Source organism: Lacrimispora sp. 210928-DFI.3.58 (assembly GCF_020554865.1).
Lineage (GTDB): Bacteria > Bacillota > Clostridia > Lachnospirales > Lachnospiraceae > Enterocloster.
The window spans coordinates 168,798-193,439 of the sequence record NZ_JAJCIC010000001.1; the positions used below are offsets into that span (position 1 = coordinate 168,798).

Genomic DNA, 24,642 nt, shown 5'->3' on the forward strand with positions numbered 1-24,642 from the left:
CGCTGAGAAGGAGACGGCAGGGACTATGAGGGAGAAGGAGGAGATGAAGCGTTGAGCAGGATCCAGGATATCAGGATTGACTATTATTATGATTATGAGGAATTGATGGAAGTCCTTAAGGAGATGGCAGCGGAGGCATCGGGGCTCTGCAGGCTTTCCAGCGTAGGGACTACCCATGAGGGACGTGAGATCGCCCTGTTGGAGATCACAGATTACAGCACCGGAACGCCGGAGGAGAAGCCGGGCTACTATGCAGAGGCCTGCACCCATTCAGAGGAATTCTGCGGTACAAATGCAGCGCTTTCCCTGGCTAAGAACCTTTTGTGCTCCTATGGGCAGGATGAGGATATGACTCAGCTTTTAAAGGATACGGTTTTTTACATTATCCCCAGGCTGAACCCGGACGGGGTGGAGACCATTTTAAAGACAGGGCTGCAGGGTGTTTCCAATGGCAAATATCCCATGGAGGAGCGCCAGCCGCTGCCAGGCCTTAGGCCAAAGGATATCAACGGTGACCGTGTGGTAGCGCAGATGCGCATTCCGGATCCCGACGGGGAGTGGAAGGTATCGGAAAAGGATCCCCGTCTCATGGTGCTGAGAAAGCCCTATGAAAAGCAGGGCACCTTTTACCGTATATATCCTGAGGGCATTATCCAGGGAGACACAGTGGGGTTTGAGATACCGATGCCAAAGGATGTGAATCTGAACAGAAATTACCCCGCTAACTGGCTGCCGGAGAGCCTTCAGTATGGTGCATGCGAGCTGCCGCTTTCAGAGCCGGAGACAAGAGCTGTGGCCTATTTCATACATAACCATCCCAATATTGCCGGAGTGATCTCCTATCACACCAATGCCGGAGCGATCATGCGCCCCTTCAGCGGAAAGAGCGATGACCATTTCCTGGGAGCAGACCTGTCCATGTACAATGCACTGGGAGCTATGGGCAAGGAGGACCTGGGGTATGAGGTCATGTCCACCTTTGGGGGTTTTACACCGGACAAAAGCCGGGTAAGAGGCGGTACCCTAAGCGATCTGACCTTTGAGCTGTGGGGCATTCCTTCCTTTATGCTGGAGCTGTGGAATGTGTATGATGCAGCCGGAACAGAGCGCCCAAAGGAATTTCATTTTGCAGCAAAGGATGAAGAGAAGGAGCTGGCGATCCTGAAATGGGCGGATAAGGTCATGGGTAAAAAGGCCTATCTTGACTGGGAGCCGGTGGATCACCCCCAGCTGGGCAAGGTGGAGGTGGGCGGCTGGAACCGCATCTATGTGGAGCGCAATCCGCCGGAATCCTATCTGGAGGAGCTTTCAGGGGCTGCGGCCTCCTTCACCATCAAACTTGCCAAGGCCCTGCCAAAGCTGGTGATCCGTGAAGCCTCCGTTACTCCTCTGGCTGAGAATATTTATAAAGTGAGTGCTGTGATACGCAATTCAGGTTATCTGCCTACTTACTTAAGCTCCCAGGCAGTGGATGTAAATGCCGCTGCTCCTGTTAAGGTAAAGCTTGAGGGTGTAAATGGTGATATCCATATTGAATGCTGTACGGACAGAGGGAATATCGGGCATTTGGAGGGCCGTTTTGGCCGTGATGCAGAGTGGTCCCACGACAGGGCTATGTGGAAGCCCAATGAGAAAAAGGTGGAATGGATCCTCCGGGCGGATACAAACAAGAGCCGGGAGGGAGAGGCGCTTACCCTCAGGATCACGGCATCCACTGACAGGTGCGGTACTGTACGCCGGGAGATTTCCCTGTAGCACTGCATGAACCCGGCAGCGGGCGCCCTGTTGCAGCATAAAAAACTGGCGGTGCCCGGATTTCATAAAAGGAGAGACAACGTATGAATTTTAAGATTGGTGTTACCTGTGCCCTGGATGCCCCAGTCAATTCCCCGTTTCCGCTGAATGACCCTGATATTTACGGCACAGCGGACTTCCTGGCGGAAAACGGCTTTGATTCCATGGAGCTTCATCTTTTGAAGCCAACGGATGTGGACGGGCCAAGGATAAAGGAATACTGTGAAAAGAAAGGCCTGATCATATCGAGTATCGGAACAGGACAGGCCTATGGACGAGAGGGCCTTTCCATCACCTCGCCGGATGCAGATGTCAGAAGGAGGGCTGTGCAGAGGTTAAAGGATCATCTGGATCTGGCCTCCCTGCTGGAATGCAGCATTGTCATCGGCTCCATGCGCGGGGAGATCCCGAAGGATGTGCCCAGGGCGGAGATCGATAGGCGTATGATCGAGGCCTGCAAGGAGCTGTGCGACTATGCCTCTAAGGGGAAGGGAACCATTGTTATTGAGGCCATTGACCGCTTTGAGACCAATTACCTCCAGAGGGCAGAGGAGGTCATGGACATCATAGACAGGGTGGGCAGCGACAAGCTGGGCGTCCACCTGGACACATACCATATGAATATGGAAGAACAGGATTGGAAAAAACCGGTGCTCCTCAGCGGCAGCCACTTGCATCATGTTCATATTGCAGACAATAACCGCAATTATCCTGGCTGGGGGCTGATCGATTTTAAGCCCTTCCTGGAGGCGCTAGAGGAAATCGGCTATCAGGATACGCTTACGATCGAATGCTATCCATGGCCGGATGGAAAGACGGCAGTGCTCCGCGGACTGAAACATATCAGGGAGCTTATGGGCAATATGTAAAATACTTGAGTTTCTGCATGCTCCAGCCGTCCTCCCGGCAGCCAAGGTGCAGCATGCGGAAACGCAAGGTAAAATAGTTGTCCCCCGCTGCATTTTCTGGTACAATAAACTATTGGAAAATGTACACATGGGGAGAGATAACATGGACTATAATATGATCGTATTGGATTTAGACGGAACACTGACGAACCGTGACAAGATGATCACGCCCAGGACAAAGGCTGCGCTTATGAAGGCCCAGGAGGCCGGAAAGATCGTGGTGCTGGCGTCGGGGAGGCCTACGGCGGGGGTGCAGCCTCTGGCAGAGGAGCTGGAACTGGAAAAATATGGAAGTTATATCCTTTCCTACAACGGCGGCATGATCACCAACTGCCGGACAGGTGAGGTAGTGTTTTCCGCCCTTCTGCCCCCGGAATCCAATAGGAAGATTATCGGGCTGGCAGAGGAGTACCGGGTGGATATCCTGACCTATGAGGGCGGCGATATCATTACCAACAATGCGGAATGTCCTTACGCGATAAAGGAGTCTGCCATTAATCATCTCCCCCTCCGGCAGGTGGAGGATATGGCCTCCTATGTAAACTTTCAGGTGCCCAAGTTCCTCATGCTGGACGACGGGGACTACCTGGTGACAGTGGAGCCCAGGGTGAAGGCTGCCATGGGAAAGAATTTCAGTGTTTACCGTTCTGAACCCTTCTTCCTAGAGGTCATGCCAAAGGGCATTGATAAGGCCCAGTCCCTGGCCCGGCTTTTGGAGCGCCTGGGGATGAAAAAGGAGGAAATGATCGCCTGCGGTGACGGATACAATGATCTCTCCATGATCCGGTATGCAGGCCTGGGAGTGGCAATGGAAAATGCAGTCCTTCCTGTACGCAATGCAGCGGATTATATCACAGCATCCAACAATGATGACGGCGTGGGCCTGGTAGTAGAAAAATTTATGCTGTAGAACATTAAATAGAGTAAAAGTAACCGTTCAGCCGCCCTCCCGGCAGCCGTCTGAACGGTTATGAGTAAAAAACTTTCCTGGTAAAAAGTGGTTCTATATCTGGACTTTCAGACTTTAATATGTTAAAATGAAAATATATGAAATTCTTAAGCGAGGATCTGTCGTTTCATATTACAAAGATAGGGCCAACGGGGGGAGGCCTCATAGAATATAAGGAGAGAGAACCAGGACATGAATAAGAAGATTAAAACAGAAGCAGTTGACCATTTATTCCAGGCAGTACTGACATTGAAGGATTCAGAGGAATGCTACAAGTTTTTTGAGGATGTCTGCACGATCAATGAGCTTTTGTCCCTGTCCCAGCGCTACGAGGTAGCAAAGATGCTGAGAGAAGGCAAAACATATCTGGAGATCGCAGAGAAAACGGGCGCTTCCACTGCCACCATAAGCCGCGTAAACCGCTCCCTGAACTACGGAAGCGACGGATATGATATGGTATTTTCAAGGCTTATGACCGAGGCGGGGAATGAAGCAAAGGAACAATAAACTGTCGTCAGAGAGATACACGGAAAAAGCGGATATTCCGAGGATTGAAAGAGCGGAATATCCGCTTTTTGTTGTTGCATATTGCAAAGGAAAAGCAGCATGAGAAACATGAGGGAGCACTGCGTTTTTATGAGCGGGGAGACTGCTGAATTAAGAAATAAGGTGAAAATCGTAAGGGAATATTTAAGCTTTCCGGATGTATAGCTGATATAGTATATAATAAGATCACAGCAATTTGGAAGAAGAACGGGCGTATTACGGGAGGTGCAGGGATGGTAAGAGGAGAACGGAAGAAGGCAGCGAAAGCTGCTGCGTGTGTGGCAGCGGCGGTCCTTTTGACAGCATGCTCTTTGAGCGGACAGAAGGACAGGCCGGAGGAGACAAAAAGCACCCTGGAGGAGAGCGAAAAGCCGGACTCCCAGACGCAGGCTGCTGCAGCTGATCCGGAGGCAGCAGGCGAAGCAGCCAAAGAAGAGAGCGCCGGGGAGACAGAGTATGCGACAGGCTTCCAGCTGGTGGAGGGCTACGGCATCTGTGCTCCCGGCAGCGCCCCTGTCTATGTGATGGAGGAGGAGCCGGAGCCCATAGAAACAGAGGGGGCAAAGGCCTGGCTGACAGCTGTTATGTATCAGGAAGGCCGCGTCAGCTACCGGATAACGGTGGAGGATTCCTCCATTACAGTGATACCGGAGGAAGAGATGAAAGCGCTTCTCCGGAAAGAGGAGGAAAATCAGGCGCTTCAGGAGGCAGGCATGCCGGTGCAGTGGGATCCCGGCTATTTTGCCATTGATGAGGAAAAGGGGATCTATGGGCGCAGTGCCTTTGAGAGCAGGGCGGATTCCAAGAGAGATTATATCGAGGGCCAGGGCCTCCATGCGGGTTCCAATGCCAGCATCTCCTCTGTCATGTATGAGGAATTTCTCACAAAGGGCTATGTGACCTCCTATTATGAGTATTTTTCTGATCAATGCCGCCTCTCCATACCGGAACCCCTGGGTGATTATAAGATCCACGTACCGGGCTTTGAGGAGGACATTTCCTTCACCTTCAAGCGGGCCCGGGAGTATAAAGAGCCGGAGGACATACCGGGGATGCATATGGAGGCAGGCTGGGGGATCGCAGCCCAGGGCAGGTGGACAGAGGAAGGACTGGGGATCCGGATCTATACGTGGCCCAAAGAGGACTATTCCATGACAATAAGGCCTTCGCAGCTGGTCTGCGGCAAGGGAAGCAGTTCCTTGTCTGTGGAATCGGTCCCGGGGCCGTATTTTCACACAGACCCGGACAGAGGGCCTGTTGGCATGCCGAAGGGAAGGCCGGCAGAATACTTTCAGTTTGACATACCAAAGGAGTACAGGGACGGAAGCTTCCGGCTTCTGTTTGACACGGTATATATACAGTCCGGAGAAGAGGGAGAGTGCGTCACGATCCCTGTTTCAGCGGATGAGATATCCCTTGATAAGGAGATCCGTTTCCGCGACAGTACGCTTCACCTGATTAGCGCGAAGGCTCTGGAAAATCCTTACTTTTACGGCAATATCAACGGACAAGATATAAAAAAACCGGCGGTTTATGTGACTGCAGAGTGCGCCCTGCAGGACAGCACCATGTTCCTGAGGGGAGAGGCTTTTTCGCAGACAAACCCGCAGGAAATTGCCCGTTCCTATGAGCGTGCCTATGTATCGGCGGACTATGGGCCCGGAGATCAGGGAGCGGCGGAAGGCGTGCTTCAGGGCTTCTATGCATTTTATGACCAGGGAGAGACAGCGACAAGGATCTATTTCCAGTATCCGTCTTATATCTGGAAGCATCATTTTTCTGTTGATGTAAGGCCGTACTAGAAATGTGAGTGACGCAGTACACTAGAACGAGCTTAAAATTGCAGGAAAGCAGAAGGGAGGCAGAAAGATGGAGCGGAAGATAAAAAGTATAATGGGCCTGCTGGATTTTCCCAACAGGATTCCCGGAATAGAGGCGTATCTGGAGGAGCAGGCGGAAAAGGGTTGGTTTTTAGATGAATTTTACGCGTCCTCAGGAGCCGTGTTCACCAGGGGAAAGCCCAGAAAATGCAAGTACTATGTGACCTATGCCGCTGTCCAGCCGGAGCTTTACAGGGAGGGGGAATGGAAGTACATAGGAACCTTTGGCAAGGCCGCTGTTTTGGAATCGGACACAGGAGAAAGGCCGCCGGAGGGCAGCAGCGAGCGCCTGCAGTATGAGTCCGCAAAGTATGCTATCTGGACCAGGATCATGCCCCTTGCCTGGCTGGGCGTGCTCTTGATGGCCTTCTGCCTGTGGCTGGACCTGCGCTCCGCACTGTGGGGCACAGGCATGGCAGGACTTCGGATCGCACTGGAGATTTTGGTCTTTCTGCCCTTGTGCATGATCGCGGTGGGGGAGTCACTCTGGATCATAAGGAATAACCGCCGGATGAAGCGGGGGCAGGACATTTTATGGGGCCTGACAAAGCCCGGATCCGTCCTTTTATGGGCCTGGGAGCTTCCTTTTATTGCGTTTGTTGTGGGCAATGGGATGATCAATGGGATGGTAAAGGGAGAAAGACTGTATTCACTGATATGGTTTGTATTTATCCTGCTGCTCCCTGCTGCCAACCTTGTGTTTATGGAGATATTTGAAGGAAGGCGGCGCAGGAAGGGAGAGGAGGGGAGCGCTGACTGGACAGGGGCAAGGCTTGCGTTTATGATCATTATGATAGTGATCTGCCTTATCATCCTTGCGGCAGCCAGACGGTTTTAAAGCTGGTAAGGCCGGATGATCACTGCGCTTCCGTGCAGGTCGCACAGAGGTACAAGAGGCAGACCTCCATGGCGGGCCTCATAGCTGTCTACCGCTTCATGGGCCCCACGAAAGCGGCTGTTGTTGTAATCGTGGAGGAGTATCATGCCCCCTGGGCTTAGGCGCGGATAGAAGAACTCCAGTCCGGCCAGGATCGGTGCATAGAGGTCTGCATCCAGGCTCACAAGGGCAAAGTGCTCTTTTTCAAGACCATCTGCAGTATCAGGGAAAAAGCCCTTCCGTATGACGGCTTTCTCAGGAAAAGGAAGCCGGGAGAGGACAGTCTCTTCGCTGGTATCAGAGAAATCTCCTGTGGCTGCTTTTGAAAAAGAGCGGCTTTCTTCCACAGAGATATCCCTGGTGTCAAAGCCCTGGAAGGTGTCAAAGAGGTACAGAGTCCTCTGAGGAAAAAGGGCATTGAGCTTCCAGGCCGTATCCCCCTTATAAACGCCCAGCTCGGCGATGGCCCCGGCTGTCCGGCATTCCTCCAGCCGTTTTGCCATGAAGTGAAGGGTGGCGCTGCGGATATCAAAAAACTGGTACAGCTCCTCAAGGAGAAGAAAACGTCCCCGAAAGCCGCAGGCTTCTGCCTGGCTTTTGAGGGCGTTTGTGCGTTCATGGTCCGTAACGCCGATGAGGGCAAGATCGGCCTCCAGCCCGACAGCCTGTTCAATGGACATCACGGGGATCCCTGAGAGTCTGGTTTCCCACAGGGAGGAATTGTTGTCGCCGAAGGCCAGCAAATGTATCTTTTCCTGCCTTAAAAGCCCGGCGGCCTTTTTGCCGAACTGGCCGGCACCTAAGATAATGAGAGTATTCATGTGATCGATCATCCTTTCAGAAGGCCATAGCGTGCTGCCGGTATCGGGCAGCCGGGTCCGGCCCATCACTCTATAGTTTACCATTTCCTGCGGCTGATTGAAAAGAGGATTAACAGCAAAGTTTTACAGATGTGCAACAGGTGTAGTATAAATCACTTTACAATCATAGGGAAACATGGTATCTTATATTTAGCGTTATTTTAAAAAATAAATAACGGCGGAGGGTGACAAAATGAAACTGATCAAAACAGTAGATGCAGAGGGAACCGTATTGTGCCACGACATTACCCAGATCATCAAGGGTGTGACAAAGGATGCCGTATTCCGCAAGGGACATGTGGTGACAAAGGAGGATATCCCTGTACTTTTAAGTGTAGGAAAGGACCAGCTCTATGTATGGGAGAAGGAAGAGGGGATGCTCCATGAAAATGATGCAGCCGAGATCCTTTGCGCCATGTGTAAAGGAGAGCACATGGAGCGCTCCCAGGCAAAGGAAGGAAAAATTGAGCTGAAGGCAGCCTGCGACGGGCTGTTAAAGGTAGATAATAAGGGATTAAAGGCGGTCAATGGCTTTGGGCAGATGATGATCGCATCCCGTCATGGGAATTTTGCAGTGAAGAAGGGTGATAAGCTGGCAGGGACCAGGATCATCCCTCTTGTGATCGAGGAGACAAAGATGGAGGCAGCGAGGGCAGCAGCCATGGAGGCCACAGGAGGCCGGCCGATTTTGGAGCTGAAGCCATTTGTACATAAAAAGGTGGGGATTGTTACCACGGGAAATGAAGTATATTACGGCCGTATCAAGGACACCTTCACTCCTGTGATCGAGGAGAAGCTGAAGGAATTTGACACGGAGATCATTGATCATGTGACATGGAATGACGATGATAAGAAAGTGACAGCCAGTATTTTGGACATGATCGGGAAGGGAGCAGACGTGGTAGTCTGTACAGGCGGCATGAGCGTTGACCCTGATGACAAGACGCCCTTAGCCATCAAGAACACAGGGGCGGACATCGTGTCCTATGGCGCTCCGGTGCTGCCGGGAGCCATGTTCCTGCTGGCATATTACCATGTGACAGAGGGGGAGAATCCTCGTACTGTGGCAGTGATGGGACTTCCGGGCTGCGTGATGTATGCAAAGAGGACCATTTTTGACCTTGTCCTGCCAAGAGTAATGGCAGACGACATGGTGACGCCGGAGGATCTGGCAGCCTTAGGCCAGGGCGGACTGTGTCTGAATTGTCCGGTCTGTACCTTCCCCAACTGCGGGTTCGGAAAAGGAATTTGATTATAAAAGGAACAGATGGAAGGAAGAAACAATGGAATTTACCCATTTTGACGACCAGGGCAATGCCCTGATGGTAGATGTTGGTGATAAATCAGATACAAAGCGGGAGGCTGTGGCAAAGGGCAGCATTTTCATGAGCCCGGAGTGCTTAAAAAAGGTCATGGGCGGGACTATGGCAAAGGGAGATGTGCTGGGTGTCGCCAGGGTGGCAGGCATCATGGGAGCAAAGAGGACTTCTGATCTGATCCCTCTGTGTCATATCCTGAACCTGACAAAGCTGACCGTGGACTTTACCATTAAGGAAGAGAGTAACGAGATCGAAGCAGCCTGCACAGCAAAGACAACAGGGAAGACTGGGGTGGAGATGGAGGCCCTGACCGGGGTGTCTATTGCCCTTTTAACGATCTATGATATGTGCAAGGCCGTGGATAAGACCATGGAGATCGGAAACATTTATCTGGAGCATAAATCAGGGGGAAAAAGCGGGGAATTTGTGAATCCCCGTGCTAAAGGGACAGAGCAATGAAGGATTCCAAAAACAGAACCATTGATTATATGAGGATCTCCATTACAGACAGGTGCAGCTTAAGGTGCAAATATTGTATGCCCTACGGGGTGGAATGCGTGCCAAGGTGGGATATCCTGTCGTTGGAGGAGATCGAGGCAATTGCCATAGCAGCCGCTGGTCTTGGCATCAAAAAGATCAAGGTGACAGGGGGAGAGCCTCTGGCACGCAAGGACTGCTGCCAGCTGGTGAGGCTTTTAAAGTCTGTCCCTGGCATAGAAAAGGTCACCATCACCACCAACGGCGTCCAGCTGGGACAGTATCTGGACGGACTGGTGGAAGCGGGGATCGATGGCATCAATATCAGCCTGGATACCCTGGACAGGGAGCTGTACCGGGCGATCACGGGAAGGGACGCCCTGGGAGACGTGATGGCAGCCCTTAAGCGGGCAGCTGGCCTTCCGATCCCGGTGAAGATCAATGCAGTCTCCATTGATTTTAAAGAGATCGCAGTCCGGGCCGGATGTCCTGAGGCCAGCGCAGACTGGAGGAGCCTCACAGAGCTTGCCAGGGAATACCCGGTGGATGTCCGTTTTATCGAAATGATGCCCATTGGTTACGGAAAAGAGTTTAAGACTGTGAATCACGAGGACCTTCTGAAGGAGATGAGGGAAACCTATCCGGATATGGAGGAGGATGAGAGCGAGCACGGCTTTGGCCCGGCAGTTTATTACCGTGTGCCGGGATTTCTGGGAAGCATTGGTCTGATCAGCGCGATCCATGGAAAGTTTTGTGCAAGCTGCAACCGGGTACGTTTGACATCCCAGGGATATTTAAAAAGCTGCCTCTGCTATGAGGACGGCGTGGATCTGAGAGAGATCCTGCGTGGGGGAGAGACGCGGCCGGAGGGAGATTGCCACTATTTCTGGCCTGCCGGAAGGAAGCCGGGGGATAGGGAGCTTCAGAGGAGGCTTACAGAGGCAATGGAAAGGGCCATTCTCATGAAACCGGCAGCCCACTGCTTTGAGAATCCAGGCAGGATCACAGAATCTCACAATATGATATCAATCGGAGGATAATAGAAATGTTGGATGAAAACAGCAACAAGAAGGCAGAAGCCGTAGCCGGGCAGGAGGTCTGTCCGGGTCAGGGAGTAGTCCGCGCTGTCTGTATCAGTGAGAAAAAGGGAGTGGAGAAGCACTCTGTTCCGGAAGGCCATTTCCTTGTCAATTTCGGCATCGAGGGAGATGCTCACGCAGGAAACTGGCACCGCCAGGTAAGCCTTCTTTCGTATGATAAGGTAGAGGCCTTCAACCAGAGGGGAGCCAATGTAGAGGACGGCGCCTTCGGGGAAAATCTGGTAGTGGCAGGCCTGGATTTCAGGTCAATGCCGGTGGGTACCAGGCTGTATGCAGGCACGGTGGAGCTGGAGATGACACAGATAGGAAAGGAGTGCCACAGCCACTGTGCGATCTATAAGCGCATGGGCGAGTGTATCATGCCCAGAGAAGGTGTGTTTGCAAAGGTGTTAAAGGAGGGCGTGATCCGTCCCGGAGATGTGATGCGCGCAGAGCCTCCGGCAGCTGACCGTCCGTTTACAGCGGCAGTGATCACCTTAAGCGACAAGGGAGCAAGGGGAGAGCGCAAGGACGAGAGCGGCCCGGCAGCCAAGGAAATGCTGGAGCAGGCAGGCTATGATGTGGTGGAGCTTCTGCTTCTGCCCGATGAGCCGGCCCAGTTAAAGACACAGCTGATCCGTCTGGCAGACAGCCGCCAGGTGGACCTGGTACTCACAAGCGGCGGGACCGGCTTCTCCCTGAGAGATCAGACGCCGGAGGCCACTATGGCGGTGGCGGACCGCAACGCTCCGGGCATTGCCGAGGCGATCCGCTATAAATCCATGGCAGTGACAGACAGGGCGATGTTAAGCAGGGGCGTGTCCGTGCTGAGAAAGGGAACGCTCATTGTGAACCTTCCCGGAAGCCCCAAGGCTGTAAGGGAAAGCCTGGGCTTTATCCTGGATTCCTTAGACCATGGGTTAAAGATCCTGCGGGGAAGCGCCTCTGAATGTGCCAGAAGATAGGAAATTTCCGGAAAAACAGAGTGCGGCAGTAAACAGTTACAACAGAATATAGGGATATCGGTGTTTTGGCATGTACCACCTGCACGTATATCGGAAATGGAAAGCCCTTACCGGGAAAGGCAGGTGGGCGTATCCTTCTTGAACGATATTCTCAGATGAGTATAACGACCGACTCCATATCTTTCTATAGAAGGTCAAAATCCTTTTTGGCCCCGACATCATTATATAGGAAAAGGAGTAGGAAAAATGAAAAAAAGTATTTGTACCATGATGGCAGCAGTGATGGCAGCAGGAATGCTGGCAGGCTGCGGCAGCAAGCCTGCACAGACAGCTGCACCAACTACAGCGGCAGCAACAACTGCAGCCGAGACGACCGCAGCAGAGACAGAGGCTGCCGAGACGGAAAGTGAGCAGGGAGAGGCTTCCGGAGAGTCTGTAGAGATCCTGGTAGCAGCAGCAGCCAGCCTGAAAAATGCATACGAGGATGAGCTGATCCCCATGTTCCAGAAACAGTATCCAAATGTGACCGTAAAGGGGACCTATGACAGCTCAGGCAAGCTCCAGACACAGATCGAAGAGGGACTGGAGGCAGACGTATTCATGTCTGCAGCGACAAAGCAGATGAAGGCTCTGGATGAGGAGGGCATGATCGCTTCCGATACCATCACAGACCTGCTGGAGAACAAGATCGTTCTGATCGTTCCCGCAGGCAGCGAGGCAGGCCTTGAGAAATTCGAGGATATTGAGAAGGCAGAGAGCATTGCCCTGGGCGATCCGGCCAGTGTACCGGCAGGCCAGTATGCCCAGGAGGCGCTGACAAGCTTGGGGATCTGGGACAGCATCCAGGAAAAGGTAAGCTTTGGAACTAATGTGACAGAGGTATTGAACCAGGTAGCGGCAGCCAGCGCAGATGCAGGAATCGTTTATGCTACTGACGCAGCCAGCATGGCAGATCAGGTGACGGTTGTAGCAGAGGCCCCGGAGGGCAGCCTGTCAGCAAAGGTCATCTATCCGGTGGCTGTTGTAAAGAATACTGCTCATGAGAAGGAAGCAAACGACTTTGTAGAGTTCTTAAAGACAGAGGAAGCAATGGCAGTATTTGAGGCATACGGCTTCTCCGCTGGAAATTAAGACATAAGAGAAACCAGCAGGCGGGATTACCGGAGCCTGCGCATTGATATAAGTCAGCCGGGCAAAGGCGGCCAGGTTCACTGGCCGCCTTTGCCAATAAGGCATCCGGTAAAGTGCGCCAGTGCCGCCTATCCGGCGGCAGGATTTTCATAGTAAACCTGCATGCGCCCGGCGGACGGACGTGCCACCGCACCGCGAAAGCCTGGCGGGCGCACTTGGCATACCTGAATACATGCCGCCTATCCGGCGGCAGGATTTTTATAGTAAAGAGAGAGGTACTATATGGACTGGTCTCCGATAATCATTTCAATGAAGACAGCCAGCCTGTCAATTTTCATCACATTTTTCCTGGGACTGTTTGCGGCCTGGGCCGTAGTCAGCATGAAAAACGAAACCTGGAAAATGATATGGGATGGAATCCTTACACTGCCAATGGTGCTTCCTCCTACGGTAGCAGGTTTTTTTCTCCTGTATATCTTTGGAGTGAAGCGTCCCGTAGGGCAGTTTTTTATTGAGTATTTCAGTGTAAAGATCGCATTCTCCTGGTTTGCTACCGTTATTGCGGCGGTCACTATGTCCTTTCCTCTGATGTACCGCTCCGCCAGAGGCGCCTTTGAGCAGGTGGATCAGAACCTGGTGGCAGCAGCCCGCACCTTAGGTATGGGGGAGTGGGATAATTTCTGGAAGGTGCTGTTTGCCAATGCCATTCCCGGTGTTTTAAGCGGAGGCGTATTGGCCTTTGCAAGGGGCCTGGGAGAGTTTGGAGCAACCGCCATGATCGCGGGAAATATTGCAGGCAAGACAAGAACCCTTCCCATGGCTGTTTATTCCGAGGTGGCAGCGGGAAATATGGATGCTGCCTACCGGTATGTAGCAGTGATCGTAGTGATTGCGTTTATCTCCATCATACTGATGAATCTGAGCGCCTTAAAGGCAGGAGGACATAGAGGTGGCAATTAATACAGAACATGATCTCCGTTTAGGAGCAGAGATAAAGAAGAAATTAAAGGGCTTTGAGCTGGATATGGATTTCACAGCGGGAAAGGGATGCCTCGGCATCCTGGGTCCATCGGGCTGCGGAAAGAGCATGACCTTAAAATCCATTGCCGGCATTGTGACACCGGATAAGGGCAGGATCGCCCTCCAGTACGCCCAGGGGGAGGCGGCAGGAGGCAGGGTGCTCTACGACTCCTCCCTGAAAATAAACGAGTGTCCCCAGGCCCGCAGGGTAGGCTACCTGTTCCAGAACTATGCCCTGTTCCCAAATATGACAGTGGAAGAAAATATCATGACCGGCTTAAAGGGAAAATGGGCCAAAAAGGCAGTGGGAGGCCGCAGGCCGTCTGTGATGTCAAATGACGCAAGGCGGGCAAAGGTGAAGGAAATGATCGGCCGCTTCCGCCTGGATGGCCTTGAAAAGCGCTACCCGGCCCAGCTGTCAGGCGGACAGCAGCAGAGAGTGGCTCTTGCCAGGATACTTGCCTATGAGCCGGAGGTGCTGCTCCTTGACGAGCCGTTTTCCGCTATGGACACCTATCTGAGGGAGGGCTTAAGGCTGGAGCTGGCAAAGGTGCTTGCGGAATACGACGGCATTTCCATCATGGTGACCCACGACAGGGATGAGGCCTACCAGCTCTGTGGCTCCCTCATGCTGATGGACCAGGGGAAAATGCTGGTACGGGGAGGGACCAGGGAGCTGTTTGCAAACCCGGTAACCTGTAAGGCGGCCAGGCTCACGGGCTGCAAAAATATTTCCAGGATTGAGCGGATCGGTGAACGGCGCATCCGGGCAGTGGACTGGAATGGACTGGAGCTAGTGACAGAAAGCCCTGTAAGTGATACAATTACGGCAGTAGGCATCCGTGCCCATGATTTTGAGCCTCTGTCCGAAGGGGAAGCGGCAGAGTGGAAGGGAAAGGAGGAGGGGAATCTGATTCCGGTAAAGGATCCGGTCATCTCCGAAATGCCCTTTGAGTGGTACATTACCCTTGACAATGGCCTGTGGTGGAAGACAGAGAAGACCATCCATACCCATGATACGGCGGGTGTGGTCCCCTCATGGCTGCGGATCGCGCCGTCAGCCCTTATCCAGCTGACAGGGGAGCTGCCATAGGGCAATAAACCTACATGCGCCCAGCAGCCATGCGCGCCACCGCACCGCAAAAGTCTGGTGGGCGCATTTGACATACCTGAATACATGCCGCCTATCCGGCGGCAGGATTTTCACAGTAATGAAACAAAAGACAGGAGGAGCAGTATGAAAACAGGGGCGGTCATTGTGGCGGCAGGCCACAGAAGCAAGAGCTCAGCCTTTCAGCCTATGCTTCCCATAGGCGACAGTACGGTGATACGGCGGATCATCATCACGATGAAGATGTCAGGCATCGACCCTATTGTGGTGATCACCGGGATGAATGGAGATGAGCTGGAAAAGCATATAGCCAACCTGCGGGTAATATGTCTGCGCAATCAGGAATATGCTTCTACACAGATGTTTTACAGCATCTGTATGGGCCTCAACTATATTGAGGATCTGTGCGACAGGGTATTGCTCCTCCCTGCTAAATTCCCCATGCTCCTGCAGAATACGGTTAAAATGCTCATGGATTCCGATTGCGGCCTGGTCTGTCCTGTGTATGACGGAAAAAGAGGCCATCCGGTGATGGTCTCCTCTGGATCGATCGCCAGTATCCTTCATTTCCGGGGAGAAAAGGGATTAAGGGGATATTTGAGCCAGGAGGCAGAAAAGGGCAGAGTGGAGGAGATCCCGGTAGAGGATGAGGGCATTATCATGGCGGTGGAGTCGGACGGGGATTGCCATGATAAAAGGCTGAAGGACCAGCGCATCGAGATCCATCCCCTGCTTCAGCTCACTCTTGAGCGGGATGAGAGCTTTTTTGGCCCTTCCATGGCCCATTTTCTCTCTCTGGTGGACCATACAGGGTCCATGCAGACTGCATGCAGGCAGATGCATATGTCCTACACAAAGGGATGGAAGCTGTTAAAGACTGCGGAAAAGCAGCTGGGCTATCCTCTTTTGGTGACACGCTCCGGCGGAGCGGACGGAGGGTTTTCCCAGCTCACGCCAAAGGCAAAGGATTTTCTGGAGCGCTATCTCCAGATGGAAAAGGAAATAAGAGAAGAAGGAGAACGTCTCTACAGGAAATTTTTTATAGATACGAGCACTTAGGGTCTGAATCGTCCGCGAGGTCTTTTCGAGGGTTGGCGCTCAACTATTTTTATGTCTAGGAAGGTTGGAAACAGATATGAGAACATTGTTTGGGGAATTAAAGGAATTGTTAAGCCGCGGGGAGGAGGCCGTGCTGGTGACGATCATAGCCAGCTCAGGCTCCACACCCAGAGGAGCAGGCTCCAGGATGCTGGTGACAGAGAATGGCATCTGCTGCGGCACCATCGGAGGCGGCGCAGTGGAATACAGGGCAATGCTGACGGCCATGGAAGCGTTAAAGAACAAGGCTTCCTTTACAAAGGGCTTTACCCTCACCAGGAATCAGGTGGCAGATATCGGAATGGTCTGCGGCGGCGATGTGGTGGTCTATATCCAGTATGTGAGCCCTGAGAATGAAGCATTTTTGGAGCTGTGCAGCAGGGTGCTGGAGGCTCTGAAAAAGGATGAGGACAGCTGGCTTTTGCTGGACATTACAGATGAGACCTGCTGGGGGATGGGCCTTTACTGCCGCAGTGAGGACAGAAAGAGCATTCTTTGCCTGGGGAAAGCAGGCGGAGAGAACAGCGGCATCCCTGCAGCAAAGGACGCTGGCTGCAAGGCTGACCTGCTATCCCAGTGGGAAGCCCTCTTTGACACCAGGGCTGTTCAGAAGGAGATCGGCGGAAGAAAGCTTTACGCAGAGCCTCTTGTCCAGGCGGGTACTGTCTATATTTTCGGCGGCGGCCACGTAGCCCAGGAGCTGGTCCCCGTCCTTGTCCATGTGGGCTTTCGCTGCGTGGTGATGGACGACAGGCCGGAGTTTGCTAACCGGTCGGTATTTCCTCTGGCAGAAAAGACAGTTGTGGGAGACCTTTCACACATCTCGGACTATGTCTCCATCAACCCCTGGGATTATGTGTGTGTCATGACAAGAGGACATCAGTTTGACTATTATGTACAGAACCAGGCTCTGGCCTTAAAGCCTGCCTATATCGGCATCATGGGAAGCCGCAGCAAGATCAAGGTGGTAACAGAGAAGCTGATGGAGGACGGATACGCCAGGGAGGAGATCGAAGCCTGCCACATGCCCATCGGCACACAGATCCATGCAGAGACTCCGGCTGAGATCGCCATCAGCATTGCCGGAGAGCTGATCTCCATCAGGGCCGGACGGCTGGGAAGCCGGAAACAGCGTCCTTGATATTTGGTAAAAATACCATATACTTCCAGCAAAAAAACCATAGACAATCCCTGCAGGGGGCTTGTTTATGGTTTTTTATGGATTATTTTACCAATGCTAGTCGTAAATATTACAAAAAGGTAAAATTTTTTAAACAAAAGACTGTCCGTATTTTCCGTTTTATGGTACAATATCAACATAAGTATTCTAAAAGCAGGGGGATATAACCATGGCAAAAGAAATGATTGCAATGCTTCTTGCCGGCGGTCAGGGTTCGCGCCTTTACGCATTGACCCAGAAGCTGGCAAAACCTGCAGTTCCCTTCGGAGGAAAATATCGTATCATCGATTTCCCCTTATCGAACTGCGTGAATTCCGGTATCGATACAGTAGGTATTCTCACACAGTACCAGCCGCTGGTGCTGAATGAGTACATAGGCAATGGACAGCCTTGGGATTTAGACCGTCTTCACGGCGGAGTTCATGTGCTTCCTCCTTATCAGAAGGCTTCGGGCTCTGACTGGTACAAGGGCACAGCCAATGCAATCTACCAGAACATTTCATTTATTGAGCGCTACAATCCACAGTATGTCATCATTCTTTCCGGTGACCAGATCTGTAAGCAGGATTACAGCGATTTCTTAAGATTCCACAAGGAAAAGAACGCAGAGTTCAGCGTAGCTGTTATGGAGGTTCCGTGGGAGGATGCATCCCGTTTCGGCCTCATGGTAGCAGACGAGAATGACAAGATCACAGAGTTCCAGGAGAAGCCGAAGAATCCAAAGTCTAACCTGGCTTCCATGGGTATCTACATCTTCAACTGGGATATCTTAAAGAAGTACCTGATCGAGGATGAGGAGGACCCGAACTCTGAGAACGACTTCGGAAATAATATCATCCCGAATCTGTTAAAGGACGGCCGCAATATGTACGCTTACCACTTTGACGGATATTGGAAGGATGTAGGAACCATCCCATCCCTTTGGGAGGCGAATATGGAGGTCCTGGATCCTGAGCACAGCGGAATCAACCTTTTTGATACTGACTGGAAGATCTACAGCCGCAACAGCGGTATGACCGGCCATAGGATTATGGGAGATGCTGTTGTAGAAAACTCTATGATCACAGATGGCTGCCGCGTTGAGGGCAATGTAAAGCACTCCATCCTGTTTGCCGGCGTTAAGGTGGAACCGGGAGCAGAGGTAGAGGATGCTGTTGTTATGGGCGGCACAGTCATTAAGGCAGGTGCAGTGGTGAAGCATTGTATCATAGCCGAGAACGTGGTAATTGGTGAGAATGCAGTCGTAGGCGCAATGCCGTCTGAGGGCGAAAAGGGCGTAGCAACCGTAGGCCCAGGCGTTTACATCGGAGACAATGCGAAGATCGGCCCCAATGCCATGGTTAATAATAATGTAAAAGGCGGTGAAGAACAATGGTAAATTCCAACGCAAATGCACTGGGCGTTATTTTCCCAAACAGCTATGATACTCTGGTTCCTGAACTGGTAGGCGAGCGCCTGATGGCCTCCATCCCATTTGCAAGCCGTTACCGCATGGTGGACTTCATCCTTTCCAGCATGGTAAACTGCGGTATTGACAATATTTCACTGATCGTACGTAAGAATTATCATTCCCTGATGGATCATCTGGGCTCCGGCCGTGAGTGGGATCTGACCCGTAAGAACGGCGGACTCAACATCGTTCCTCCTTTTGCTGAGAAGACAGTGAAGGTTTACAACGGACGTGTGGAGGCTCTGGCAAGCATCCTTGATTTCCTTCGCTCCCAGAAGGAGAAATACGTGGTGATGGCAGATACCAACATCGCAGTAAACTTTGATTTCAAGGCCCTGATCGAGGCACATATGGCAAGCGGCGCTGACGTGACTGTTGCGTACGCTGAGGAGGAGATCCCTCAGGCTGATATGGAAGCCCATGCACTGAACAAGGCCATGTACTATACATTGGACCTTGAGGATGGCCATGTAAAGAAGATCCGTATCAATGCAAAGGATGCCGGTATTCAGAACTTCTCCATGAACATCTACATCATGGACAGGGAGCTTCTGATCGATCAGATCAGCACTGCTTATGTACGCGGCTATGTATACTTTGAGCGCGATATCCTGGCTCCGAACCTGGATAAGCTGAATGTACAGGCATACCGCTATGACGGCTATATGGCACGTATCAGCGACATGAAGAGCTACTTTGACGAGAATATGAAGCTTCTCGACGGCAGCAACCTGGATGCTCTGTTTGAGGGCAACCCGATCTATACTAAGATCCGTGATGACAACCCAACCAGATACATCGACGGCGCAAAGGTGAAGAACACCATGGCAGCTGACGGCTGTGTGATCGAGGGCGAGGTTGAGAACTGCGTTCTGTTCCGCGGCGTTAAGATCGGAAAGGGTGCAAAGGTGAAGAACTGCGTGCTGATGCAGGATACTGTTGTTGAGGCGGGAGCAAAGCTGGAGTACATCATCACAGATAAGAATGTAACCATTTCTGCGGATAAGGATATCAAGGGCACAGATACCTTCCCGGTATATGTTGCAAAGTACCAGACCGTATAAGGAAGAAATAAAATGACGGGGTGCTGCGAATGCAGGCTTGTCCTGAAGGCTGCTGGCGTTTTACGGAGGCAGAGGCTTTGGGGAGCTGTATGACTGCAGCACCCTTTTTATGTGAGGAGAAATGAATATGCTGAAAAAAATATGGGCTGTGTATTTCAGCCCCACAGGAGGAACGAGAAAGGCTGCCCTGCTTTTGGCAAAGAGCATGGGAGAGCAGGTAATGGAGCTGGATCTGTTGAAGGAGGAAGACAGGAGGTGCATGTTTTCACCTGAGGATATGGTGGTAGTGGGAGCCCCGGTGTTTGGAGGCAGGATACCAGGGCTGATGGCAGACTATTTAAAGGAGATCAAGGGGCAGGGAGCAATGGCTGTGACAGCGGCTGTCTATGGCAACAGGGCTTTTGAGGACGCCCTGCTGGAGTTAAATGACTGCTTAAAGGCACAGGGCTTTCAGATCCTGGCTTCCGCAGCCCTGCTTGCGGAGCACTCCATGGCCAGGGAAGTGGCAGCAGGCCGTCCTGACAAGGCAGACGAGGATGTGATCAGGGGCTTTGGCGAGAGGATACTCCGTAAGCTGGAGCAGGGGGAGAAAAGTGCGCCCCTTACACCGGGGGATTTCCCCTACAGGGAATGGAAAAAGATGCCCTTTGCCCCAGTGGCCTCTGATGCCTGCACAGCCTGCGGTCTCTGTGCCAGACAGTGTCCCGTAGGAGCGATTTCCACGGAGGATTTAAAGAAGGCAGATACGGACAAGTGTATCCTCTGTATGCGCTGCAGCGCCGTCTGTCCCGCCGGGGCCAGAGCTCTTCCGGCCCCGGCCAGAGAGGGTATCAGCATGAAGCTTCTGCCTGTGAAGGGGATCCGGCGGGAGAATGAGCTGTTTCTATGAAAGATTCGCCGCTGCAAGGCGGCACGAAATTCAGGTATGCCAAGTGCGCCCGCCAGGCTTTCATGATGCGGTGGCGCATCCACCCGCCGGGCGCATGTAGGTTTCTATGAAATAGCTGAGTGAAGGAATTTAGCAGATCACCGGCTGCAGCTGGCGGCCCTCCAGGGCGGCCTTCAGAGTTTCCTGGATCAGCTCTGTGCGGGCGATCATGGAATTAGGCTTCTTTTTGGGATCATCCTGGGAAAAGGGAACAAAGTAAATGTGCTTTGTGTTGAACAGCAGGCCGATATTCTTAAAGTTCATGCCCAGGGCGTCATTGGTGGATACAGAGAGCACAAGGGGCTTTTCATTTCGCAGATGGGCTTTGGCTGCCATGAGCACCGGGGTGTCCGTGATGCCGGAGGCCAGCTTTGCCAGGGTATTGCCGGTGCAGGGGGCGATGAGGAGGATATCCAGGTAGCCCCCAGGCCCTATGGGCTCCGCCTCCTCGATTTTCAGGATGGGGTCGCGGCCAGTGAGGCCGGATATGCGCTGGATATAGTCAGCGGTGTTTCCGAAGCGGGAGTCCGTTGCCTGCACATTGGCAGAAAAGATGGGGTAGACGCTGGCTCCTGTTTCCACCAGCTTTTTGATCTCCTGCTCCATTTTGCTGAAGGTACAGAACGAGCCTGTCACTGCCAGGCCGATATTCTTTCCTTTTAGATCCATAGAGATGTTGCTCCTTTCTGAATGGCCTGGCTTTGCCGGGCCATATTGGCAGCTATAAATGTGTAACAGTTCAGACGAGGCATCTTCTTGCCCGGCCAGGCCGGACAAGAAGCATCGGATGTCCATCCGATGTGGAAATCTATGAAAAAATGGCCTTACAAGCAAGCTTGGCGGCTATTTTTTCATAGATTTCCCCGCCGTCTGAACTGTTCATAAATGTTCTGTCACGGCCTGATACAGGATCTTTGCCGCTGCCTTTGGGCAGTAGAGGCCGGGAAGTCCTGGGCAGGACTTTGCCCTGAGGCCTCTTTTTTTACAGGCCGTCAGGTCGATCCCGCCTGGGGCAGAGGCCAGATCCAGGAGGACGGCATCCTTTTTGGCGGTCCTCAGGGCGGAGTCGTCCAGGACCAGGGACGGGATGGTATTGAAGATAACGTCAAAGGAGGATAGGGAAAAGCTGCAGAAGGGGAAGGGGGTTCCCAGATGCATGCAGCGTAAGCCCTGGGAATAGGCCAGAGCCAGGCGGGCTTTGCTGCGGTCAGCTGCCGTTACCCGGACATCTAAGGCCGTAAGCTTTCTTGCAAGAGTCTCTCCGCAGCGGCCGTAGCCTGTGATCAGGCAGCTGCTGTGGTGGAGAGCGCCGGGGCTTAGGACAATGGCCTCAGCAATGGCTCCTTCTGCTGTGGCAACGGTATTTTTCAGAGCCACATCCTCCATTTTCATGAAATCATAGACAGGGATGTCTTCTGTCCGGCAGCGGCTTTTCACCTGGTCCGGGATATTTCCTCCAAACAGGATGTGACCCTTTTTCAGACAGGAGAGAAAGGCCAGGATGGGAAGAGCTTCCCCTTCTGCGGCAGAAAACAGCTCTGTTCCATTTTTGGTAAAAGGGAGGGGAGAGAGAATGACATTTGCCTGTTCCATTGCATCAGCAAGGGAGGGCTGAGCCTGCTCCTGCCCTCTGTAGCGCATGACAGGAAAGCCGTCATTTTCCAGATACTGCTGCAGATAGTCCTGGCGGCTGTCTCCGCCTATGATGAGAAATCGCTTCATGGATGGACATCTCCTTTTCATACATGTTTTACGGATGGAGGCCTTTTCCGCGGTTTGTTCCGGGGAGGAGGCCTCATAGTGATTTATATGTAAAAAAGAATGAAAAGGTGTTGGTAGCAAAGGAAAAAAGACAACATATTTTGGTAATATGAACAGGAAAGAAAGTGAATATATGAAGAAAGAGATTTTTAAAGGCTCCGCCGTGGCGCTGGTGACGCCGATGGATGAGACAGGGGCAATTGATTATCGAACATTGGAGCGCCTGATCACGTTTCAGCTGGACCATGGAACAGATGCGATCCTTGTAAATGGTACCACCGGAGAGTCCGCTACCTTGAGTGACCAGGAGAAGCTGGAGGTGCTGTCATTTGCCGTAAAGCAGGTGAAGGGAAGGGTTCCTGTGCTGGCAGGCACAGGCAGCAATGATACGGTCCATGCAGCGGAGCTCTCAAAGGAGGCAGAGCGTCTGGGGGCAGACGCCCTGCTTCTCGTAACGCCCTATTACAACAAGGCTTCCCAGGAAGGGCTTGTCTGTCATTTTACGAAGATCGCAGACAGCGTACGCCTCCCTGTACTGCTGTACAATGTCCCCACGCGAACAGGCGTTGACATTGCACCGGAAACCTATCAAAGGCTTGCAGGACATCCGGGGATATACGGCGTAAAGGAGGCAGGAGGCAGCCTGTCCCGGATCGCAAAGACAGCCGCATTGTGCGGGGAGGATTTCCACATCTATTCGGGAAATGACGATCAGACATTAGCCGTCCTGGCGCTGGGCGGCAAGGGCGTGATCTCCGTCCTGGCTAATGTAATGCCTGACAGCATGAGCCGCATGTGCAGCGCCTTTTTCGCAGGCGACCTGAAGGAAAGCCGCCGCCTGCAGCTTGCACTCCTGGACATGATGGAGGCCATGTTCTGGGACGTGAACCCGATCCCGGTAAAGGCTGCCCTTTCCCTTATGGGGATGGGGGAGGAGAACTACAGGCTCCCTCTTACGCCCATGGAGGAGGGGAAGAAGAGGAGGCTTCGGGAGATTATGATCAAAAAATGTTTGCATATTCCTAAAAATCTGTTATAATCAATAAACAGAGAGTAGCAGTTGGAGCTTTATGCTGAAAGAGAAGATAAAAGCCGCCCTGACCATGGCAAGATGGTTATGAGCGGCTTTTTTGCTGCAAACGTTATTCTCGATAAAAAATAACGAGAGGGAGTATGAAAATGGAAGGTAAGATGAATCCAAAGGCAGCGCTTATTTTGTGGGGAGGTGTTCTGGGGCTTGTGGCAGCCTGCCTGGCATTTCTGGGAAATCCTGGGAATATGGCTTTTTGCATTGCCTGCTTTATCAGGGATATGGCAGGAGCAGCGAAGTTCCACACAGCGGCAGTTGTGCAGTATATGCGCCCTGAGATCGTAGGGCTGGTGATCGGTTCCTTTCTGATCTCGCTGGTTACAAAGGAATACCGCTCCACAGCAGGCTCATCACCTGTGATACGCTTTCTGCTGGGCATGGTGACGATGATAGGGGCACTGATCTTTTTGGGCTGTCCCCTGAGAATGGTCCTGCGCATGTCTGCAGGAGACTTAAATGCATATGTAGCCTTTGTGGGCTTCGCCCTGGGAGCAGCTACAGGCTGCCTGTTCTTAAAGAAGGGCTTTAGCCTGGGCAGGGCTTATGATACACAGAAGGAGAACGGCTACATACTTCCGGCGATCTTGGCAGCATTATTTTTGCTGAGTGTGACAACTGCTGTATTTGCAGTGAGTACGGAGGGACCGGGAAGCCTTCATGCACCGGTGATCGCGTCCCTTGCCGGTGGTCTGGTATTCGGAGCCGTGTCTCAGAAGTCAAGGACCTGCTTTGCAGGCGGCATCCGTGACGTGATCCTGATGAAAAACTTTGACCTGCTTTCCGTGATCGGCGGCCTGTTCCTGGTAATGCTTGTGTACAATCTGGCTACGGGACATTTCAGCCTGGGCTTTGAGGGACAGCCTGTTGCCCACACAGAGAGCTTGTGGAATGCGCTGGGCATGTATACGGTGGGCTTTGCAGCCGTCCTTGCGGGAGGCTGTCCCTTAAGGCAGCTGATCCTGGCAGGACAGGGCTCTGCTGACGCAGCTGTCAATGTGCTGGGCATGTTTGTGGGAGCAGCTGTCTGCCACAACTTCGGCCTTGCATCCAGCGGCAATGGCACGACTCCTGCCGGCAGGATCATGTGCCTGGTATGTATTGCTGTTTTGTTTGTGATCGCATTTACATGCAGAAGAAAAAGGAGTTAAGGAGGTA

At 52.5% G+C, this 24,642-nt stretch carries 23 protein-coding genes; 20 read left to right on the forward strand and 3 right to left on the reverse strand.

Features of this window, described 5'->3' with window-relative positions:
• The first annotated feature begins 51 nt into the window (after nt 1–51).
• The 6 genes from LIZ87_RS00810 to LIZ87_RS00835 all read left to right on the forward strand — a co-directional run bounded on the left by LIZ87_RS00810 (nt 52) and on the right by LIZ87_RS00835 (nt 6,915).
• A complete protein-coding gene (locus tag LIZ87_RS00810) occupies nt 52–1,755 on the forward strand; it encodes a M14 family metallopeptidase (RefSeq protein ID WP_178315982.1) in 1,704 nt (567 codons plus the stop codon).
• Between the two features lie 83 nt (nt 1,756–1,838).
• Entirely contained in the window at nt 1,839–2,663 is an 825-nt protein-coding gene (locus LIZ87_RS00815; protein WP_178315981.1) for a sugar phosphate isomerase/epimerase family protein, read from the forward strand.
• Between the two features lie 142 nt (nt 2,664–2,805).
• Nucleotides 2,806–3,612: a Cof-type HAD-IIB family hydrolase gene (locus LIZ87_RS00820; RefSeq protein ID WP_227144794.1), complete on the forward strand. Its 807-nt coding sequence runs from the start codon at nt 2,806–2,808 to the stop codon at nt 3,610–3,612.
• A 231-nt stretch (nt 3,613–3,843) separates the two neighbouring features.
• Nucleotides 3,844–4,158, forward strand: a complete 315-nt coding sequence (locus LIZ87_RS00825) for a YerC/YecD family TrpR-related protein (RefSeq protein ID WP_227144796.1) — start codon at nt 3,844–3,846, stop codon at nt 4,156–4,158.
• 272 nt (nt 4,159–4,430) lie between these two features.
• On the forward strand, nt 4,431–5,999 hold the full coding sequence (locus LIZ87_RS00830; protein WP_227144798.1) for a hypothetical protein: 1,569 nt from the start codon (nt 4,431–4,433) through the stop codon (nt 5,997–5,999).
• 67 nt (nt 6,000–6,066) lie between these two features.
• Entirely contained in the window at nt 6,067–6,915 is an 849-nt protein-coding gene (locus tag LIZ87_RS00835) for a DUF2812 domain-containing protein (RefSeq protein ID WP_178316466.1), read from the forward strand.
• On the opposite strand, the gene LIZ87_RS00840 is transcribed toward LIZ87_RS00835, so the two are convergent.
• Nucleotides 6,912–7,775: a TylF/MycF/NovP-related O-methyltransferase gene (locus LIZ87_RS00840; protein WP_227144800.1), complete on the reverse strand. Its 864-nt coding sequence runs from the start codon at nt 7,773–7,775 to the stop codon at nt 6,912–6,914. The two genes, LIZ87_RS00835 and LIZ87_RS00840, sit on opposite strands and share 4 nt — an antisense overlap.
• 232 nt (nt 7,776–8,007) lie before the next feature.
• On the opposite strand from LIZ87_RS00840, the gene LIZ87_RS00845 reads away from it, so the two are divergent.
• The 12 genes from LIZ87_RS00845 (at nt 8,008) to LIZ87_RS00900 (ending at nt 20,597) form a co-directional block, all read left to right on the forward strand.
• Nucleotides 8,008–9,066 (forward strand): molybdopterin-binding protein, encoded by a 1,059-nt coding sequence (locus LIZ87_RS00845; RefSeq protein WP_178316464.1) that lies wholly within the window; start codon nt 8,008–8,010, stop codon nt 9,064–9,066.
• Between the two features lie 31 nt (nt 9,067–9,097).
• Complete coding sequence (gene moaC / locus LIZ87_RS00850) at nt 9,098–9,592, forward strand: cyclic pyranopterin monophosphate synthase MoaC (protein ID WP_178316463.1); 495 nt, start codon at nt 9,098–9,100, stop codon at nt 9,590–9,592.
• The gene (gene moaA / locus LIZ87_RS00855) at nt 9,589–10,650 is read left to right on the forward strand and encodes a GTP 3',8-cyclase MoaA (RefSeq protein ID WP_227144802.1); all 1,062 of its coding nucleotides are present in this window, start codon (nt 9,589–9,591) and stop codon (nt 10,648–10,650) included. The genes moaC and moaA overlap by 4 nt, the downstream gene beginning before the upstream one ends.
• Before the next feature lie 5 nt (nt 10,651–10,655).
• Nucleotides 10,656–11,654 (forward strand): MOSC domain-containing protein, encoded by a 999-nt coding sequence (locus LIZ87_RS00860; protein WP_227144804.1) that lies wholly within the window; start codon nt 10,656–10,658, stop codon nt 11,652–11,654.
• Between the two features lie 246 nt (nt 11,655–11,900).
• Nucleotides 11,901–12,785, forward strand: a complete 885-nt coding sequence (modA, locus tag LIZ87_RS00865; RefSeq protein WP_227144806.1) for a molybdate ABC transporter substrate-binding protein — start codon at nt 11,901–11,903, stop codon at nt 12,783–12,785.
• 282 nt (nt 12,786–13,067) lie between these two features.
• A complete protein-coding gene (gene modB, locus LIZ87_RS00870; RefSeq protein ID WP_178316514.1) occupies nt 13,068–13,745 on the forward strand; it encodes a molybdate ABC transporter permease subunit in 678 nt (225 codons plus the stop codon).
• Complete coding sequence (locus LIZ87_RS00875; RefSeq protein WP_227144922.1) at nt 13,741–14,898, forward strand: sulfate/molybdate ABC transporter ATP-binding protein; 1,158 nt, start codon at nt 13,741–13,743, stop codon at nt 14,896–14,898. Before modB ends, LIZ87_RS00875 begins: the two co-directional genes overlap by 5 nt.
• Before the next feature lie 144 nt (nt 14,899–15,042).
• Entirely contained in the window at nt 15,043–15,975 is a 933-nt protein-coding gene (locus LIZ87_RS00880; protein WP_227144808.1) for an NTP transferase domain-containing protein, read from the forward strand.
• Between the two features lie 76 nt (nt 15,976–16,051).
• On the forward strand, nt 16,052–17,155 hold the full coding sequence (locus tag LIZ87_RS00885; RefSeq protein ID WP_178313792.1) for an XdhC family protein: 1,104 nt from the start codon (nt 16,052–16,054) through the stop codon (nt 17,153–17,155).
• Between the two features lie 208 nt (nt 17,156–17,363).
• Entirely contained in the window at nt 17,364–18,572 is a 1,209-nt protein-coding gene (locus LIZ87_RS00890) for a glucose-1-phosphate adenylyltransferase (RefSeq protein ID WP_178313789.1), read from the forward strand.
• Complete coding sequence (glgD, locus tag LIZ87_RS00895; RefSeq protein WP_178313787.1) at nt 18,566–19,708, forward strand: glucose-1-phosphate adenylyltransferase subunit GlgD; 1,143 nt, start codon at nt 18,566–18,568, stop codon at nt 19,706–19,708. The genes LIZ87_RS00890 and glgD overlap by 7 nt, the downstream gene beginning before the upstream one ends.
• Nucleotides 19,709–19,835: 127 nt before the next feature.
• Entirely contained in the window at nt 19,836–20,597 is a 762-nt protein-coding gene (locus tag LIZ87_RS00900) for an EFR1 family ferrodoxin (RefSeq protein WP_227144811.1), read from the forward strand.
• Nucleotides 20,598–20,726: 129 nt separating this feature from the next.
• On the opposite strand, the gene LIZ87_RS00905 is transcribed toward LIZ87_RS00900, so the two are convergent.
• A complete protein-coding gene (locus LIZ87_RS00905; RefSeq protein ID WP_227144813.1) occupies nt 20,727–21,305 on the reverse strand; it encodes a dipicolinate synthase subunit B in 579 nt (192 codons plus the stop codon).
• Between the two features lie 210 nt (nt 21,306–21,515).
• The gene (locus LIZ87_RS00910; RefSeq protein WP_227144815.1) at nt 21,516–22,358 is read right to left on the reverse strand and encodes a dipicolinate synthase subunit DpsA; all 843 of its coding nucleotides are present in this window, start codon (nt 22,356–22,358) and stop codon (nt 21,516–21,518) included.
• A 172-nt stretch (nt 22,359–22,530) separates the two neighbouring features.
• On the opposite strand from LIZ87_RS00910, the gene dapA reads away from it, so the two are divergent.
• Nucleotides 22,531–23,436: a 4-hydroxy-tetrahydrodipicolinate synthase gene (gene dapA, locus LIZ87_RS00915; protein WP_178316440.1), complete on the forward strand. Its 906-nt coding sequence runs from the start codon at nt 22,531–22,533 to the stop codon at nt 23,434–23,436.
• A gap of 140 nt (nt 23,437–23,576) precedes the next feature.
• Complete coding sequence (gene yedE, locus LIZ87_RS00920; RefSeq protein ID WP_178316441.1) at nt 23,577–24,635, forward strand: YedE family putative selenium transporter; 1,059 nt, start codon at nt 23,577–23,579, stop codon at nt 24,633–24,635.
• Nucleotides 24,636–24,642: the final 7 nt, after the last annotated feature.

Excerpts from the sequence above, each read along its gene's own strand:
- LIZ87_RS00905 (WP_227144813.1), bottom strand. The coding sequence starts at position 21,305 with ATGGATCTAAAAGGAAAGAATATCGGCCTGGCAGTGACAGGCTCGTTC.
- LIZ87_RS00830 (WP_227144798.1), top strand. The coding sequence starts at position 4,431 with ATGGTAAGAGGAGAACGGAAGAAGGCAGCGAAAGCTGCTGCGTGTGTG.
- LIZ87_RS00840 (WP_227144800.1), bottom strand. The coding sequence starts at position 7,775 with ATGAATACTCTCATTATCTTAGGTGCCGGCCAGTTCGGCAAAAAGGCC.
- LIZ87_RS00860 (WP_227144804.1), top strand. The coding sequence starts at position 10,656 with ATGTTGGATGAAAACAGCAACAAGAAGGCAGAAGCCGTAGCCGGGCAG.
- LIZ87_RS00845 (WP_178316464.1), top strand. The coding sequence starts at position 8,008 with ATGAAACTGATCAAAACAGTAGATGCAGAGGGAACCGTATTGTGCCAC.
- LIZ87_RS00880 (WP_227144808.1), top strand. The coding sequence starts at position 15,043 with ATGAAAACAGGGGCGGTCATTGTGGCGGCAGGCCACAGAAGCAAGAGC.
- LIZ87_RS00900 (WP_227144811.1), top strand. The coding sequence starts at position 19,836 with ATGCTGAAAAAAATATGGGCTGTGTATTTCAGCCCCACAGGAGGAACG.
- modA (WP_227144806.1), top strand. The coding sequence starts at position 11,901 with ATGAAAAAAAGTATTTGTACCATGATGGCAGCAGTGATGGCAGCAGGA.
- dapA (WP_178316440.1), top strand. The coding sequence starts at position 22,531 with ATGAAGAAAGAGATTTTTAAAGGCTCCGCCGTGGCGCTGGTGACGCCG.
- modB (WP_178316514.1), top strand. The coding sequence starts at position 13,068 with ATGGACTGGTCTCCGATAATCATTTCAATGAAGACAGCCAGCCTGTCA.
- moaA (WP_227144802.1), top strand. The coding sequence starts at position 9,589 with ATGAAGGATTCCAAAAACAGAACCATTGATTATATGAGGATCTCCATT.
- glgD (WP_178313787.1), top strand. The coding sequence starts at position 18,566 with ATGGTAAATTCCAACGCAAATGCACTGGGCGTTATTTTCCCAAACAGC.
- LIZ87_RS00885 (WP_178313792.1), top strand. The coding sequence starts at position 16,052 with ATGAGAACATTGTTTGGGGAATTAAAGGAATTGTTAAGCCGCGGGGAG.
- LIZ87_RS00910 (WP_227144815.1), bottom strand. The coding sequence starts at position 22,358 with ATGAAGCGATTTCTCATCATAGGCGGAGACAGCCGCCAGGACTATCTG.
- LIZ87_RS00820 (WP_227144794.1), top strand. The coding sequence starts at position 2,806 with ATGGACTATAATATGATCGTATTGGATTTAGACGGAACACTGACGAAC.
- moaC (WP_178316463.1), top strand. The coding sequence starts at position 9,098 with ATGGAATTTACCCATTTTGACGACCAGGGCAATGCCCTGATGGTAGAT.
- yedE (WP_178316441.1), top strand. The coding sequence starts at position 23,577 with ATGGAAGGTAAGATGAATCCAAAGGCAGCGCTTATTTTGTGGGGAGGT.
- LIZ87_RS00835 (WP_178316466.1), top strand. The coding sequence starts at position 6,067 with ATGGAGCGGAAGATAAAAAGTATAATGGGCCTGCTGGATTTTCCCAAC.
- LIZ87_RS00825 (WP_227144796.1), top strand. The coding sequence starts at position 3,844 with ATGAATAAGAAGATTAAAACAGAAGCAGTTGACCATTTATTCCAGGCA.
- LIZ87_RS00815 (WP_178315981.1), top strand. The coding sequence starts at position 1,839 with ATGAATTTTAAGATTGGTGTTACCTGTGCCCTGGATGCCCCAGTCAAT.
- LIZ87_RS00890 (WP_178313789.1), top strand. The coding sequence starts at position 17,364 with ATGGCAAAAGAAATGATTGCAATGCTTCTTGCCGGCGGTCAGGGTTCG.